Genomic DNA, 15,896 nt, shown 5'->3' on the forward strand with positions numbered 1-15,896 from the left:
TGTCACGAAAGCTTCAAAGTATCTTCAATGGCCGCCCGTAAATGTCCGTTATGCTTTTGGAGCATTTCGGCAACTTCAGGACCTTTCAATCCAGTTACCAAAGAAAGGATCGCCGGCTTTGCCGATTTGAATTCCTTCATCGCGGCGTCCGCTTCTTCTAACGTCACACCTGCTGCCTCAGCAACAATCAGCTTTGCCCTCTCTTTCAGCTTTTCATTGGATGCCATGACGTCGACCATTAAATTGCTGTAAACCTTGCCCATTTGAATCATCGTACCTGTCGAAAGCATATTAAGGATAAGCTTTTGTGCTGTACCAGCTTTCATTCGGGTAGATCCGGTCACTACCTCAGGACCTACTTCGGCAACGAGGGCCTCATCAGCGACGGCTTCCATCTCGGACTGTGGGGTGCACACAAGGGCCGCGACCTTAGCCCCGAGTTCTTTCGCTTGTTTCATCGCAGCAATCGTATAGGGAGTCCTGCCGCTGGCAGCGATGCCGATGACTACATCGTTTGGTCCCACCTTTTTAGCGGTGATGTCTTCCCTGCCTTTTTCCTCGTCATCTTCCGCCCCCTCGAGGGCATATTGGATCGCTTGATCGCCGCCGGCAATGATGGCAATTACCTGATCTGGTGATGTCCCGTAAGTCGGTGGACATTCGGAAGCATCCAGGATCCCAAGTCTCCCGCTTGTTCCAGCCCCTATATATATCAGTCTTCCCCCCTTCTTCATACCTGCCACGATCCAATCGATTACCTTGGCAACCTGAGGAAGAATGGATTCAATGGCTGAAGCCACCGTTTTATCTTCATCATTGATTTTCTTCACCATTTCCAAGGTAGATACTTGATCGATATCGAATGTATGATCATTTCGTTTTTCCGTTAATATATTTTGAAGGTTCATTTATTTCCCTGCCTTCTGTAGTATTTTTTTATGGTCCCCTCCTGGAGGCAGTGTGATATTCCCGAGTATGACCGATGAGGATGCCCCCGTCACCCGGGGGACATTCACAGCTTGTTGATGGATGGTCTCATTGGCCAACACGGCAAAGGCGATCGCTTCCTTTGCCTCAGAAGAAAAGCCGATATCTTCCTGTGTTCCAATATCGACATCAGGCATCAGCTTCCTCAGCATCGTCATCAATGTTGAATTATAGCTCCCTCCGCCGCCGATGATGACTTGATCGATCTTCAGCTTGGGAAAAATAAACGATTGATAGGACTTGGCGATGGAAGCGGCTGTAAAATAGGTGGCAGTGGCGATTAGATCTTCAGCCGGTTTGTGGCCATGATCACGTAAAAAAGCATCGGTGAAGCCTTTTCCAAACAGCTCCCTTCCTGTGGATTTGGGAGGAGCCTTTGAGAAAAAGTCCATTCTGAGCCATTCCGCTACCATTTCTTCATCAACGATGCCAGCTGCTGCCCATTGTCCATTTGGATCATAAGGGCTTCCTTTTAAACGGAGACTTAATTCATCCATGACCATGTTTCCGGGTCCCGTATCAAAAGCAAACACGTTTCCCAGGTTCATCCCTTTTGGCAGGACGGTGACATTTCCAATACCGCCAATGTTCTGCAGGGCCCGATTCTTTTTGGGGTCGTTATACAAGATGCATTCTGTATATGGCACTAAGGGAGCACCCTCCCCGCCTGCTGCCATATCCATTGCCCTGAAGCCGGATACCACCATCGTGTTTGTCTCATGAGCGATCACTGCTGCCTCTCCAATCTGAAGTGTGGATTTAGTATACAGGTCGCTTCCATTGGGAATGTGATAGATTGTCTGGCCATGCGAACCGATCAAATCAATGACATCAAGCGGCACCCCTGCTTCTGTGCATACATGCCTAACAGCATCGGCAAATTTCTTTCCTAATTTAAAATTCAAGCTGCAAATGGAGGCAGCATTTGATAGATCGATATCCATGCTATCCAGGATTTCTCTTTTCAATGTTTCTTCAAACGGCATCGTAGAAAAGTGAAGAAGGTCCACCTTGGAATCCATGCCGTATCCTTTTATTTTGACGATCGCGGCATCGATCCCATCGACCGATGTTCCTGACATCAATCCAACGACGATCTTTTCCATCGGTCCGTCCCCTTTGCCATCTGCCATGCATAGATCGCCCCTGCAGCCGGTGAGCTTTCTGATGGAGCCCATTTGCTCCCTTCGTAAAGCATTTCAAGCTGCTTCTTAAACTCTCCTTGAACGAATTCATTTTTTTCAAGCAAACTTCCTTTAATGCTGACAAGCACCTTTTCCCTCTGAAAATCCAGTTTTTTCAGCAGGAAATAGGTTTGCTGCGCTAATTGTATTCCTGCTTGTTGAAAAAGGGAGTTGGCATGTTCATTCCCTTTTAGCGCCATTTCATATATATGGGTGGATAATGCCGCAATCTGATCTTTGGTAGATTGGTAGACAAATCCTTTTAAATCATTGGCTTCCTTCAGCTGAAGCACGCGCATGATGGATTCGCTCAAGTCTGTAAATGGGATTCCTTTGTCTGCACATATCGCAATTTGTCTGCACGCCTCCATCGCAATATGATAGGAGCTTCCCTCGTCGCCAAGAAGATGTCCCCATCCTCCTGTGTATCCTTCTTTTTTTCCATTTCTCCCAAATGAAACCGAACCCGTTCCCGCAATGGTGACCACACCGTCGCTCCCTTTTAATAAGGAGAAATGGGCCAGCTCGGCATCATTCATTAATAGGATTGGGATTGAGAACTCTTTTCTTAATTCTGTATACATCAAATCTTTATAATTACCTGCTTCAATTCCTGCTATGCCTGCTGCAACAGCTTTGCACTCCGCTCCGAAACGGCTTTGGAGACAATCTATTAACACCTTTTTGATATTTTGGAGGGCTTGGGGAAAATCAACCGCTGGATTCCCGATTCCTGATTTGGCTTCGAATAAAATGTCTTCGTCCTGATTTAAAATGAGAGCAGTGGTTTTCGTTCCTCCCGCATCAACTCCGATGACCAACTCCATCTTTTCTCCCCCTGTTCAAACTTTCTGGAAAGCAAATTTGCCCCATGGCTCAAGATAATCGATCAAGAAAATCTCTTCTTCGCGTATCCTGCCAACGACATTTGTTTTTCCAGAGTTCTTCATATCCTTCAAAGCGATTTGCAGCTCCCCTGCATACTGTCCATATAAATCATTTTCAATCAATATGTCTCCCCGGCGAATATCCGGTGTATGGGACGGTTTGAATTCACTTCCGCGATATTTGACCCTGCTTTGGGTTGACCGGATCATATAGTCCGAAACATCCCCCCTGTAAAAATGGAACTCTTCAAAAATGATTGTTTCCTCAAGCTTGGTCGTATTTTCGTACAATTCGACCGACAGCGTAATTTTATCTTTATTGATGCTGCTTAAAGCGGCCAACTCCCTTTCCGACGCATAGGCATTCCCGATCAATACATCATCGACCAAACCTGTCGCAAACAAATGCTTGGCTTGGACATCTATCGGCAATTCACGATGCATTTCCAATGTCGGGAGCCCTTCGACCACTGGCCATGGACCAAACGAGGCGTCATGGGAGGAAACGAAGGCTGCAGTCCTGATCCCCAGATCTTTGAATTTTTGACTGCATTGGATGAAAAACGGGTATGATAGCCCGGCGTATCGGTGCGGGTAAAAATTGTGGCAGCCCAATAACATAGATTTATTCGGTTGAAAGGCCATGATATTATCAATATATTTCGTTGCATTGCTCATATTCAGTTCAATTTTCAATTGATGGGGATTGTATGTCATGATCGACTCCTCGCTTCCGGTGAATCCCAGATCAAGGCGTATCCCCGCAGCACCAAGATCTGCAAAAAAAGATAGATCATCATAGGAAATTTCCAGTTCTTTGAATACCCGCGGACTGATATCGGCAATCACTTCCATGCCAAGTTCGTTCGCATGTGCAATCGTTTTTTTAAAGTTCGAAATGACTTTTTCCTTTTCCCCATCCACCGATAATAAACACGTGAATACTCGCTTAAAACCATACTGATTTGCAAGCGAAATGTACTCCATATCCCTTTCAGGTGTTGAATGATTCGGATAAATCGATATACCCAGCCGTTTCATAAACCAAAAACCTCCCCAGCCCCCCCTTTCTGGTGCCTGTCACCTGTAAGGGGGGGCCATTTTTTATTTTTGAAGTGTGTCGATTTTTTTGAGCAGTTTGATCATTTGTTCGATCAAGTTGATTTCGCTTATGGATGTCATGAGGTGGTCCTGTGCGTGGATCATGAGCAGGGACTTTTCAAAGTGTGTGCCATTGATTTCAGCCTGGATAAGCTTTGTTTGCGTCTTATGCGCTTCATTTAGTTCTTTATGGGCGTCCTCCATCAGCTTATCAGCTTCTTCAAATTCGTTTCGATGCCCCGCTTCCAACGCTTCATACGCAATGCTTTTGGCATTTCCACCATGAGAGATGATCGTAAAAATATCCGTTTCGACATTGATTGAATTTTCCATGTAAGACATCCTCCTGATTCGGGACAAAACTAAATTATATTCGGCTTTGTACCAATATATTCTCTTAAACTGAAATTTAATTTTTGAAAATACAAATTTACATTGAAATTTTATTTCAGACTATCATATAATCATATTAAAACGAAAACCCTTTCAATTCAATCATTATTTTGGAGGTGATTATGGAACGTTTTTATATGCTGCAACTCATTGAAAATCAAATGAATCATTACAGCCCAGCAGAACAATCCGTGGCAAATTTCGTCCTGGAGCATCCAGAAGAAGTACTCTCCATGACAACGAAACAATTGGCTGCTGCGTGCCAAAGCAGTGAAGCAACCATCATCCGTTTTTGCAAACGAATAGGAATCAATAGTTTTAAAGGATTGAAAATCGAAATTGCAAAGGAAGTCAGTTTGGAAGGCAATCAACACGATGAAACCGCCTCTCCCCTTCAATTTGAGGATGACCTGGTGACAGTGGTTTCGAAAGTGACCGCCAAAACCATACAAGCCTTGAATAATACGAAAAATCTCGTATCCATTGAACAGTTGGATCAAGCCGTCTGTGCCATGCATGAGGCAGAGAGAATTTATGTATTTGGGGCTGGAGGATCTTCATTGGTCGCCAACGATTTGACTCAAAAGCTGCTTCGAATCGACTTTTCCGTCTTTCAATCCAACGATATCCATGTTCAGATGATGATGGCTGCGAACATGACTGAAAGGGACATTTTGTTTGTGGTTTCAACTTCAGGTAAGACCAGGGAGATTTTACAACTGCTTTCCATCGCGAAGGAAAAAGGAACTTCGACCATTCTATTGACACAGCATGGAAAATCACCTGCAAAAAGGATGGCCGATATCCTCCTTTCCATTTCCAATGAAGAGCAAAATATTCGCATTGGCACAATGACAGCACGCATTGCTCAACTAGCGGTGATTGATATTCTATTCATCGCCCTCTGTACGAGAAGAGGCAGCCGTGTTTACAAAAAAATCATCGATACCCATCAAGCTGTACAGAGAATGCAGAAACAGTAATATTGGAGGGAATAGAATGAAAGTCTTGTTTGTATGTTCAGGCGGCATGTCTAGTGCCATCGTAGTAAACGCATTAAAGAAAGAAGCTGAAAAGGAAGGCATGGAGATGGATGTTCACGCCATCGGGACAGGGGAAGTATCCGAGGAGATGGGAAATGGATGGGACATTTGTATGGTCGCTCCGCAGATCCGCCATCGCTTTGATACTGTAAAAAAAGCGGCAGACGAGGCTGGGGTGCCTTGTGATGCCATACCTCCTCAAGCCTATACACCTCTTGGTGGTCCGGCCTTGCTGAAAAAGATCAAGGAAATTAAAGGCTAATCGATTTTTTAAAAAGGGGATGGAGAAATTATGCAGAAGTTTGTTGCATGGTTAGAAAAAAATCTTTCCGGTCCAATGGCGCGCTTGTCTGAACAGCGACATTTGCAAGCCATTCGCGACGGGGTTATTTCAGCGTTGCCGTTCATTATTGTTGGTTCATTTTTCTTGATCGTCGCTTTCCCGCCGCTGCCGAAAGATTGGGCAATATCAGAATGGGCCGCGAAGCATATCGGGGAAATCTTGATTCCATACCGGATGACAATGTATATCATGTCGCTCTATATAGCCTTTGGGGTCGGATACAATCTGGCGAAAAGCTATAAGCTGGACCCATTGTCCGGTGCGCAAATTTCAGCAGCCGCTTTCTTGCTGACAATTATGCCTCAGGCTACAAAAGACTTGGGGATGGTTATTCCGATGGCCAATATGGGCGGCCACGGATTGTTCGTTGCCATGATCATATCGATTGTTGCAGTAGAAATTATGCGTTTCTGCAAGGTCAAAAATATCACCATCAAAATGCCAGAGCAGGTTCCACCATCGGTTGCCCGTTCATTTGAGGCGTTAATTCCGGTTGCAATTGTTATTTTATTAGTTTCTGCTTTTACCGTTTTACTCGGAATCGACCTTCATGTTGTTGTGGATAAAGCTGTAGCTCCATTTGTTAAAGCTGGAGACAGCATTTTCGGTGTCCTTCTGCCTGTTTTCTTAATTACTTTCTTCTGGGCATTTGGTATTCATGGGGTTTCTGTCGTCGGCACTGTCGCAAGACCGCTTTGGGAAAGATACATCGGTGACAACGCAGAAGCAGTTGCAGCAGGACATGTAGCTCCACACATTGCTCCTGAAACGTTCTATCAATGGTTCATTTGGATCGGCGGAGCAGGCGCAACACTCGGGCTTGTTCTTTGCATGATCTTCTTCTCTCGTTCAAAATATTTGAAAACGCTGGGACGCGCTTCATTCCTTCCAGGTTTGTTCAATATCAATGAACCGGTTATCTTCGGTGCTCCGATCGTGTTGAATCCGATCCTGATCATCCCGTTTGTCATCACACCGCTTATTACCGGTACATTGGCTTATATCGCTACAGCGGTTGGGTTCGTTACACCAACATTTGTTCAGCCTCCTTGGACGCTGCCAGCGCCGATCGGTGCCTATCTTTCAACCGGCGGAGATTGGAATGCCGTGATACTTGTGGTCGTTAACGTAGCCATTTCCTTCTTTATCTACTTCCCATTCTTCAAAATGTATGATCGGAAAATGATGGAAGAAGAGCACAGTCAAGACCAAGCTGCATAAACAATGCTCCAAATAAAATAAGAATCGGGGCTGTCATGGATGTATCGGGACAGTCCCTTTCTTTTCAAAGAAAAGGGTGAAAAAATGAATGATTCCATGAAACTCCCTCGAATCAGTTTTAAAGGTGTATTTATTTTTATGTTAATCGTCGTATTAGGCAATTTATTTTTAGTTAAACCTCTGCTTATGTTGGGTCTCGAAAAAAATTGGAGCGTCTATTGGGCGACTTCGTTTTCTGCTGCTGTCGGAATGAGCCTGGTTCTTTTGTTCATTGACGATAAGGCAAAAAGCCGCCAATCTGCATTCAAAAGGTTGATTCTTTCCATTCTTGTCAGCTGCGGCGTCAGCTACTTTCTCATTTTCATGGCCTGATTCACGTAAAAGCACTATAAGCATATAAATCTGCAGCCAAACATCCCAGACCAATTGAAGAGGAGATAGAACATGAATACAAGCACAAAAACGATCCTAAAAGGATGCACGATTTTTCTAGAAAATGAAACTTTGCAAAATGGCTATGTGATGATTCAAGGTGAAAAGATTGTTGAAGCGGGGGATATCGCCAGTTGTCCAACCCATTCAGGCAATACCATCATCACCCTCCCCTCTTCGTTTAAAATCACCCCGGGCTTTATCGATGTCCATATTCATGGAGCTGGGGGAGCAGACACAATGGATGGGACCGCGGATGCCCTTCAAACCATTTCCTCTTCCCTTCCACAAGAAGGAACAACAAGTTATTTAGCCACGACCATCACACAAAGCCATGAGAATATCAAGCAGGCTCTTTTGAATGTTGCCGGATATACGGAAACACAATCATCAGGACAAGCTGAAATTCTCGGCATCCATCTGGAAGGCCCTTTCATCAACTCATGCAGGGCTGGTGCTCAACCAAAAGAATACATCCAACAACCCGATATTGAGTTATTCGAGGAATGGAATAATCATGCAAACCGATTAATCAAGCTCGTTACGCTCGCTCCTGAGCTTAAAGGCGGACTTGAATTTGTAGATCATTTAGCTTCAAAAGGCATCATCGCGTCGGTAGGCCACTCTGATGCCACCTTTGAAGAAGTCAAGCTTGCCGCAGATGCGGGAGCGACCCATGTCACCCATTTGTTCAATGGCATGAAGGGGCTGCACCATCGCGAACTTGGCGTTGCGGGAGCTGCTCTCAAGCTGAATGAATTGATGGTTGAACTGATTGCAGATGGGATACACCTCCACCCAGAAATGATGGAGCTTGTTTATCGGATGAAGACAGCTGAAAAGATGCTGCTCATCACGGATTCTATGCGGGCGAAATGCCTTAAGAATGGACGCTATGATCTAGGGGGACAAGAAGTTACCGTCCAGCATGGAAAAGCCTTGCTTGAAGACGGAACTTTGGCAGGTAGCATCTTAAAGATGAAAGATGCCATCAGAAACATGTCAGCATATCTGGATATTTCATTGAGGGAAATCCTCCAGATGGCGACAGTGAACCCAGCAAAGCAATTACACGTATTCGATCGAAAAGGCAGCCTTACACCCGGTAAGGATGCAGATATCGTTGTGCTTAACGAAGGGTTGGATGTAATGTTGACCATTTGCAAAGGCAAATTGGCTTATAGACGGGGGGATTGGTAAACATGAAGATCATTCAAACAAAGGACTACAGCCATTTAAGCAGGGTTGCTGCAGAAAAAATCATCCATTTAATCAAGCAAAAACCCAATGCTGTCCTCGGGCTTGCGACTGGAAGCACACCAAAAGGCGTTTATGAACAGCTCGTTTTGGATCATAAACAAAATCAAACGACCTATCAACATATCCGCACCGTCAATTTGGATGAATATGTCGGCATTTCGGCGGATCATCCGAATAGCTATCATTCATTTATGAGGAAGAATTTATTTCAATATATCGATATCCACCCAAACCATACCCACATCCCAAATGGGAAAACGGATAACCTTGATAAAGAGTGCCTGGAATATGATCAGCTCATACATAAGCTGAGCGGCATCGACCTCCAGCTCCTCGGGATTGGCCATAATGGGCATATCGGATTCAATGAGCCCCATACTTCATTTTCAAGCCAGACGCATGTTGTTCAATTGGCTCAAAGTACACGTGAAGCCAATTCGAGGTTTTTTTCTTCGATTGAAGATGTACCTTCCCAAGCCATCACGATGGGGATACAGACCATCATGAACAGCAAACAAATATTGCTCCTTGTTTCCGGCAAGTCAAAAGCAAAAACACTTGAACGGCTTGTGAATGGATTCGTAACTGAAGCATTCCCAGCCTCTATCCTTCAACAGCATCCCAATGTAACCATTATCGCTGACGAGGATGCCATGAGCATCCTAAACATCAATGACTCGAATTTCTCCTGCAAATAGGTCTGAATTGGCCTATTTTTTTGTGCCGAGGGCATCAGAATAGCAATTCCAATCTTCGTCGTTTAAGATGAAAATAGCATTTATTCAAGGAGGTTGCAATCATGAACATTGCCATCATCACAGGTGCTTCAAGAGGATTGGGGAAAAAGATCGCCGAGGAATTGCTCAAAGAGGATATCGGAATCATCTCCGTTGCCAGATCTGAAAGCACGGATATAAAAGAGAGAGCATTGGAGAATAAATTAATTTATGAACATTTCCCCTGCGATTTATCATCAGAGGATGAAATCATTCATGTTTTTGGGAAAATCAGCAGTATCGTTTTCTCCAGCGAAGTTGATAAAGTTTTCTTATTCAACAATGCCGGTCTGGTAGAGCCGATTGAAACGGTTGGCAAGCTGAAAGCGTCCGCTGCTGCGGCGAGTGTGAAAGTCAACCTGCTTGCTCCAATACTAATCACAAATTTAATGCTGGAAAAAGCCAATCAAGCAAATATCCCTTTCGATATCGTCAATATTACATCTGGTGCCGCAGAAAAAGTCTATCAGGGCTGGAGCGTATACGGAAGTACAAAAGCCGGCTTGAACATGTTCACCAAAACAGCAGCATCTGAGCAGGATCCGGCCGGGACTAACAATCGGATCGTTGGATACAGCCCGGGCGTTATGGATACCAATATGCAGGAAACAATCCGCTCTTCCTCGAAGGATGCTTTCCAGGACATTGAACGATTCCAAAAATTGAAAGAAGAAGGCAACTTGCGTGATCCGCAAGTCGTAGCTGAAGCGATTGTTAAACTGCTGCTGAATGGCCATGCGGCCAACGGCGAAATCTATCACGTGAACGACCTTCTTTCATAAACGTATAGTGGGCGGAAAGCGAGCATCCTTCCGCGGAAATCACCCTCCCTCAACCTATGGATTACAATTCAACAAAAAAAGGAAACCTGAGAAAATTCTCTGGATTCCTTCTTTATTGGCAAACTGTGAGCTGTCTACTTGGACAGCTCTTTTTACCTATTAATTTGTTTCCACTTGTAGAGGTTTTGCATTAATATCTTGCGCCTGTTTTTGACGGTCACGCTGAATCTTGCCATCCCCAACTGATAAAGCAACGACAATTCCAATGGCAATGAAGCTCAAACCCCATATAAACACGTGAGAGAATGAATCTGACCATACCAGGGCAAGGACATCGATAACCTTCCCTCTGATTGCATCAGGCAATGGCAGGACCTCCGGCTTCAACAAAATGCCGAACATACTGTCAAGTTTGTTTGAGATGCCTTCGAGCGTCTTAAGGATGATCGGATTGGTTTCCGCTTTGATCGCGTCATTCATCTTCAGATCCAATGAATGATTCATGACTGCATTTAAGATTGTAATTCCGATCGTACCACCAATTGATCTAAAGAAAGTGGATGCTGAAGTCACTTGCCCTAACCTTGTTTTAGGGAATTCATTTTGAACCGCAATCATTAATGTCGGCATGACCAGCCCCATTCCCAGTCCAAGGACAACCATATATAAATAAGCAGTTGAAGCATGAGAATGAACATCCATCGTACTCATCAAGTAAAACCCAAGTGCAGCAATGATCATCCCTGCAGTCAAGACCGTACGGAACCTGAATTTCAATAACAGTCTTCCTCCGATAATGCTTGCTGCAATCAACGCAATCATCATCGGGGTCATTGTCGATCCTGCTTGTGTAGGTGTCACACCTAAAATACCTTGCATGAACATCGGAACAAACATGATGGCTCCGAACATTCCCAATCCCAACAAAAATCCTAATATATTTGTAGTCGCGAATACACGATTCTTAAATAAACTCAAATCAAGAATTGGATCTTTCGCTTTCGACTCCACGTACCCGAACAAAATGACGAATAACACAGAACCACCAAAAATGAATAGACTCGTGCTTGAAGCCCATTCAAACTTATCCCCGCCAAATGTCAATCCCAACAATAAAAGGACCAATGCAGGTATAAAAGTAATGATGCCCCAAATATCAATATTCGCTTTTTCGCTATTGCCGACCAATTCATTTCTCAATCCTAGAACAATCAATACGGCAGACAGCAAGCCGAACGGGAAATTGATCCAGAAAATTGAATGCCAGCTGATGTTATCCACCAAAACTCCTCCGATGAAAGGCCCGATAACTGAACTAAGACCAAATATCCCGCCGAAGACGCCTTGCCACTTGGCACGCTGCTCTGCTGTGAAGATATCTCCGATAATCGTTTGGGATAAAGGCATAATCATTCCCCCGCCTATCCCTTGCAGCCCCCTGAATATGATCAATTGCTCCATTGAATGAGCAAATCCACAGAGGACAGAACCTGTAATGAAGATTAAAGTCCCGATCAAATATAGTTTTCTTCTTCCATATATATCCGATAGCTTCCCTACAATCGGCACAACCGTTGTTGAAGTAATTAAGTAAGCAGTTGTTACCCAGGCGAATATAGAGAATCCATTTAGATCTGCGATGATCGTGGGCATTGCCGTTCCAACGATAGTTTGCTCCATTGCGCTGAAGAACATCCCGATGATCAAACCGGCTATAACGAGACGCTTATTGATTCCTTGTTGTGTATTTTCCACTTTATTATCTCCAATCCCTTTATATTGAATGACTAGTCAGTACATATTATTACACGGTCAAAAACTCGCAAAAAACCCTTCTTTAATAACCACAAGAGTAAGTATATTACTCAATGACTGATCGGTCAATATGTTTTTTTAATTTCGCTTACTTGAATTTTTCAGTTTGATTATATTTAATATTTTCTATAAAAAAGGCTCGTCTTTTCGTATAGTTAGTTGCTGATAATTAATACTTGAGTTAGGTTGATTTCCGCTCACGATACTTTAGTTATTAATCAGGAGTCTTACTTCCGCTCCCATCAACCTCATATAAAAAATTATCCTTATGAAAATCTACTAAGATTAAAGGGTAAAAAGCATAAAAAAAAGGAATCCGTCAAGATCCCTTTTCTTAACTCGCCATTATTTTGAGCCGGCTGCGGCATCCTTCCTGAATTTCCACTTTACATTTTCCGTGACTGAGTTTTTATCGTGTTTACGAAGCTTCACCGTCACTTCCGTTCCTTTCCCGATTTCGCTGTCGAATTGGATGTTTCCCTCCATGGCTTCGAGTAATTTCAGCGTTACCAGCAACCCCCGTCCAACCGTATTACCATGCAAATGGTTGAGAAAATATTTTATTTCTCTCAATTGCTCCTGAGATAAGCCGAGACCTTTATCTTTTATCCGGATGACCACATCTTTTTTCGCATCTTCTGCCTTTATTAGTACTTCTCCTCCCCTGGGAGTAACGTCTATTGCATTTTTGATAATATTCAAAATTGCTTGCTTAAACTTTAATCGATCTCCATATATCATCAGGCCAGGCGTAATCGTAAAGTTTAATTGCACCCTTTTGGTCTTGGAGTAAGGCAGCAGCAATTTCATTACTTCATTAATCTCTGTATGAATATTCAGCTCTTCTTCCATATTCAATTGACTCCGCCTATATTCACTGTACTTGTCAATAACATCTTCAATATGAGCTAAATCATCAAGTATTCCGTTCGGGTTCGTTTCCTTTTGGCCAGCATAAAGCTTCTCTTTCATATTCGACAAAGAATTTTTTATATCATACGACATTAATGCCGATAATTCGTGAAGGACGTTTGATTTTTCCGCTTGATGAAAAGCTTCTCTTAGCTTGTAAAAGCTATTCATATTTTCAGTGATTAAGCAAAATGCCGACATCGCAACCAGATATGACAACCCCATCAAAGTTAGAACAAAAGCTCCGACCTGTGAAAAAACGATCAGATTCCCTTCATACCAAAATTGAAAGGCAATGGCTAAAATGACAAATACAAAAGTCACTGCTGAATAAATCATGCTTAAAAAAAGCTTCCTGGAGGACATTTCAAACTGAAATTTTTTATATTTGGGTAGAAAAAATACGAATAAAGCAATCGCCACTATTAAAACATTGAGTGAGCTGAGCAAACTCCCCAGGCTGAACCTGAACAATACGAGTATGATGCCTGTAAATCCCCCGCCAATCGCCCCGCCAAATAATATTGATATCAAGAATGCAATCCAGCGGAAATCCCAAATGAATCCTTCACCTGCTACAATGGGGAACTTCATGCACACAATGGATATCAACCCGCAAATAATACCCAGGAATACTTGCCGTTTTCGAAGGCTATCACTTTTTAAGATAAAAGGGTAGAAATATAGCGGAATCAAAATCAGAAAAAAGTTCAACAGCATTTCTTTCAGCAAAAATAATTCCTCCTGTTCATTCAGTCCTCTATTTTAAGAACCAATAATGTCTGATCATCCTCAGCATCACCATTATGATACTTTTCAATGTATTGATACAGTTGATGAGTGATATTCTGTGCTGACATGGAGAGGTCGATCTCCATCAAGCATTCTCTCAATATTTCATTGCTATCTATTACATTCTTCCGTTTTTCAATGATTCCATCTGTATATAAAATTAAAATATCCCCATCTTCCAATTGAACAGAATTACATTTATAGATGATTTCGGAATCAATCCCAAGCAAGGGGTTTTTCGTGGTTAATTCCATAAATGTTCGGCTCCTCGCTCTATACAGCAACCCAGGCTCATGGCCGGCAGAAGAATAAGTGAACAAGGAGGTTTTTTCATCATAATACCCGATGAACATCGTAATAAAGGTTAAGTCTGAATTATATTTAGCAAAAAAGTGATTGATTTTTTCTAAAATGGTATTAGGCTCTGTATGCATCTCCATCGCAAATTTCATCATCGTCATTTGAATGGCGGCCGGTACCCCCTTTCCACAAACATCCGCGATTGAAATCATCAATCCATCCTGTTTTTCAATATAATTATAAAAATCCCCGCTAAGTTTTTTGAATGGCGTGCTCAGCACGCCAAGACTATATTTTTTTGAAAGAGGTTTAACCGCTGAAAGGAAATTTTCCTGGACAGTTGCGGCAATTTCCAATTCATATTCAAGCTGAACCTGCTCCGTCAAAAGCTCTTCAAAATTCCTCTTTTCCGTTACATCCAAGAATGTCACAACCGTTCCAATGATCTCTTCCTTTTCGTACAAAGGCCTTGTGAAAAATTCTACCGGGAAGCAAGTTCCATCTTTTCTCCAAAATAGTTCATCGATGAAAAAGCGATTTTCCCCATCCCTGCTTGAAGTCCCGAACCTACTCATGCCACTAGTCGATTGATGATGAATATAAAGATAAATCTGCCTGCCGATCAGTTCATCCTCCCTGAATCCCAGCATCCTGCATGCAGATTCATTGATGAACATAACCTTGCCGTCGCTATCCAAGCCAAAGATGCCCTCGACTACTGAATTCAATAATCGACTATAATTATTGGACAACCCTTTCAATTTCTCGTAAGGCTGCTTGCTTAATATTGAATAGACGATCTTAAAGTAATATATATAACCGGCTATTTTTAGTATATGTGCAGTGAAATTTGCTCCTGCATGCACCTTTCCAAACGGAGTGAAGGCCAGCGACGATAAACAAAGGAAGAAGGCGGATATGCATAATTGGAGAGCTTCAATTCTTTTTATTTTACGGTAGTATATGAAGCCCAAAATCACGATCATCAAATGGGAAATGAAATAGAATAATTCCGCTGTATATTTGAACAACGTTGGAGAACCATCATGGTAAAGTGATGGAAAAGCAGGTGAATAGGTGAAAACAAATACGATGACCAAAATCACGATTAATAGGATCAATGTGAAGGAAGATTGCTTTAACTCTCGGTAATTCCGTTTCTTTTCCGGAACGAAAAATAAGATGGATAGCATACCTGCTTCTAACAGTCTGCTGATCAAGGTGAAATAGATGGATAGTTCAGAAAAATGAACACTTAAGAGGGGGAGGCCTTCATAAGTTAATACATGCAGAAAATCTAATACTCCGACGGCAAAAAACACACTTGAGAGTACGATGATTCTGTAAGGTGCATAAGGATTGTAGAACGTAAGGCCTTGTAGAGCAATGCTGAAGGAAATGAATATACTGAAAAACTCCAATATTAAATGTATCGAGGGAATATCCATATGCATGCCGGGAAAATATTTTTGTTGGGCGGCAAAGCATCCATAGAGAAGGACGGCGGCGAGGAATATAAGCGAACCTTGCTTTATCTCTTTCGCCATTGCAACCACCCATCCTTATTCAATGTTAATCGTGCTGCGGCAAAAGGATTTAGGGGCAAATAAGCTTCATCAGAGACGACCTGGCAATATCCAATAAATATCTTTTTCATCCATTCTCCCC

15 protein-coding genes are annotated in these 15,896 nt (G+C 42.9%); 7 read left to right on the forward strand and 8 right to left on the reverse strand.

Features of this window, described 5'->3' with window-relative positions; translation table 11 throughout:
- Positions 1-2: 2 nt before the first annotated feature.
- The 5 genes from murQ to D9X91_RS05645 form a co-directional block, all read right to left on the reverse strand.
- Complete coding sequence (murQ, locus tag D9X91_RS05625; protein WP_121679606.1) at positions 3-908, reverse strand: N-acetylmuramic acid 6-phosphate etherase; 906 nt, start codon at positions 906-908, stop codon at positions 3-5.
- Positions 909-2,120, reverse strand: a complete 1,212-nt coding sequence (anmK, locus tag D9X91_RS05630; protein WP_233569708.1) for an anhydro-N-acetylmuramic acid kinase AnmK — start codon at positions 2,118-2,120, stop codon at positions 909-911.
- Positions 2,069-2,998, reverse strand: a complete 930-nt coding sequence (locus D9X91_RS05635; protein ID WP_121679608.1) for an ROK family protein — start codon at positions 2,996-2,998, stop codon at positions 2,069-2,071. Before D9X91_RS05635 ends, anmK begins: the two co-directional genes overlap by 52 nt.
- 15 nt (positions 2,999-3,013) lie before the next feature.
- Complete coding sequence (locus tag D9X91_RS05640; protein WP_121679609.1) at positions 3,014-4,099, reverse strand: DUF871 domain-containing protein; 1,086 nt, start codon at positions 4,097-4,099, stop codon at positions 3,014-3,016.
- Between the two features lie 63 nt (positions 4,100-4,162).
- Positions 4,163-4,492: a PTS lactose/cellobiose transporter subunit IIA gene (locus D9X91_RS05645; RefSeq protein ID WP_121679610.1), complete on the reverse strand. Its 330-nt coding sequence runs from the start codon at positions 4,490-4,492 to the stop codon at positions 4,163-4,165.
- A gap of 182 nt (positions 4,493-4,674) precedes the next feature.
- Between D9X91_RS05645 and D9X91_RS05650 the strand changes: the two genes are divergently transcribed.
- The 7 genes from D9X91_RS05650 to D9X91_RS05680 all read left to right on the forward strand — a co-directional run bounded on the left by D9X91_RS05650 (position 4,675) and on the right by D9X91_RS05680 (position 10,409).
- Positions 4,675-5,535 carry a MurR/RpiR family transcriptional regulator gene (locus D9X91_RS05650; RefSeq protein WP_121679611.1) on the forward strand — a complete coding sequence of 287 codons (861 nt, stop codon included), beginning with the start codon at positions 4,675-4,677 and terminating at the stop codon, positions 5,533-5,535.
- 16 nt (positions 5,536-5,551) lie between these two features.
- Positions 5,552-5,857, forward strand: coding sequence for a PTS sugar transporter subunit IIB (locus D9X91_RS05655; RefSeq protein WP_121679612.1), 306 nt, complete (start codon positions 5,552-5,554; stop codon positions 5,855-5,857).
- Positions 5,858-5,887: 30 nt separating this feature from the next.
- Entirely contained in the window at positions 5,888-7,159 is a 1,272-nt protein-coding gene (locus D9X91_RS05660) for a PTS sugar transporter subunit IIC (RefSeq protein WP_121679613.1), read from the forward strand.
- A gap of 84 nt (positions 7,160-7,243) precedes the next feature.
- Entirely contained in the window at positions 7,244-7,531 is a 288-nt protein-coding gene (locus tag D9X91_RS05665) for a hypothetical protein (protein WP_148709049.1), read from the forward strand.
- A gap of 72 nt (positions 7,532-7,603) precedes the next feature.
- Positions 7,604-8,791 carry an N-acetylglucosamine-6-phosphate deacetylase gene (gene nagA / locus D9X91_RS05670; RefSeq protein WP_121679615.1) on the forward strand — a complete coding sequence of 396 codons (1,188 nt, stop codon included), beginning with the start codon at positions 7,604-7,606 and terminating at the stop codon, positions 8,789-8,791.
- Between the two features lie 2 nt (positions 8,792-8,793).
- A complete protein-coding gene (gene nagB / locus D9X91_RS05675; protein ID WP_121679616.1) occupies positions 8,794-9,549 on the forward strand; it encodes a glucosamine-6-phosphate deaminase in 756 nt (251 codons plus the stop codon).
- Between the two features lie 101 nt (positions 9,550-9,650).
- Positions 9,651-10,409, forward strand: coding sequence for a (S)-benzoin forming benzil reductase (locus D9X91_RS05680; protein ID WP_121679617.1), 759 nt, complete (start codon positions 9,651-9,653; stop codon positions 10,407-10,409).
- Between the two features lie 159 nt (positions 10,410-10,568).
- Here the strand turns inward: D9X91_RS05680 and D9X91_RS05685 are convergent, their stop codons facing one another.
- The 3 genes from D9X91_RS05685 to D9X91_RS05695 form a co-directional block, all read right to left on the reverse strand.
- A complete protein-coding gene (locus D9X91_RS05685) occupies positions 10,569-12,164 on the reverse strand; it encodes an MDR family MFS transporter (RefSeq protein WP_121679618.1) in 1,596 nt (531 codons plus the stop codon).
- 405 nt (positions 12,165-12,569) lie between these two features.
- The gene (locus D9X91_RS05690) at positions 12,570-13,868 is read right to left on the reverse strand and encodes a sensor histidine kinase (protein WP_121679619.1); all 1,299 of its coding nucleotides are present in this window, start codon (positions 13,866-13,868) and stop codon (positions 12,570-12,572) included.
- 20 nt (positions 13,869-13,888) lie between these two features.
- A complete protein-coding gene (locus tag D9X91_RS05695; RefSeq protein ID WP_121679620.1) occupies positions 13,889-15,775 on the reverse strand; it encodes a SpoIIE family protein phosphatase in 1,887 nt (628 codons plus the stop codon).
- Positions 15,776-15,896: the final 121 nt, after the last annotated feature.

Source organism: Falsibacillus albus, assembly GCF_003668575.1.
Lineage (GTDB): Bacteria > Bacillota > Bacilli > Bacillales > DSM-25281 > Falsibacillus > Falsibacillus albus.

Excerpts from the sequence above, each read along its gene's own strand:
- murQ (WP_121679606.1), bottom strand. The coding sequence starts at position 908 with ATGAACCTTCAAAATATATTAACGGAAAAACGAAATGATCATACATTC.
- anmK (WP_233569708.1), bottom strand. The coding sequence starts at position 2,120 with ATGGCAGATGGCAAAGGGGACGGACCGATGGAAAAGATCGTCGTTGGA.
- D9X91_RS05635 (WP_121679608.1), bottom strand. The coding sequence starts at position 2,998 with ATGGAGTTGGTCATCGGAGTTGATGCGGGAGGAACGAAAACCACTGCT.
- D9X91_RS05640 (WP_121679609.1), bottom strand. The coding sequence starts at position 4,099 with ATGAAACGGCTGGGTATATCGATTTATCCGAATCATTCAACACCTGAA.
- D9X91_RS05645 (WP_121679610.1), bottom strand. The coding sequence starts at position 4,492 with ATGGAAAATTCAATCAATGTCGAAACGGATATTTTTACGATCATCTCT.
- D9X91_RS05650 (WP_121679611.1), top strand. The coding sequence starts at position 4,675 with ATGGAACGTTTTTATATGCTGCAACTCATTGAAAATCAAATGAATCAT.
- D9X91_RS05655 (WP_121679612.1), top strand. The coding sequence starts at position 5,552 with ATGAAAGTCTTGTTTGTATGTTCAGGCGGCATGTCTAGTGCCATCGTA.
- D9X91_RS05660 (WP_121679613.1), top strand. The coding sequence starts at position 5,888 with ATGCAGAAGTTTGTTGCATGGTTAGAAAAAAATCTTTCCGGTCCAATG.
- D9X91_RS05665 (WP_148709049.1), top strand. The coding sequence starts at position 7,244 with ATGAATGATTCCATGAAACTCCCTCGAATCAGTTTTAAAGGTGTATTT.
- nagA (WP_121679615.1), top strand. The coding sequence starts at position 7,604 with ATGAATACAAGCACAAAAACGATCCTAAAAGGATGCACGATTTTTCTA.
- nagB (WP_121679616.1), top strand. The coding sequence starts at position 8,794 with ATGAAGATCATTCAAACAAAGGACTACAGCCATTTAAGCAGGGTTGCT.
- D9X91_RS05680 (WP_121679617.1), top strand. The coding sequence starts at position 9,651 with ATGAACATTGCCATCATCACAGGTGCTTCAAGAGGATTGGGGAAAAAG.
- D9X91_RS05695 (WP_121679620.1), bottom strand. The coding sequence starts at position 15,775 with ATGGCGAAAGAGATAAAGCAAGGTTCGCTTATATTCCTCGCCGCCGTC.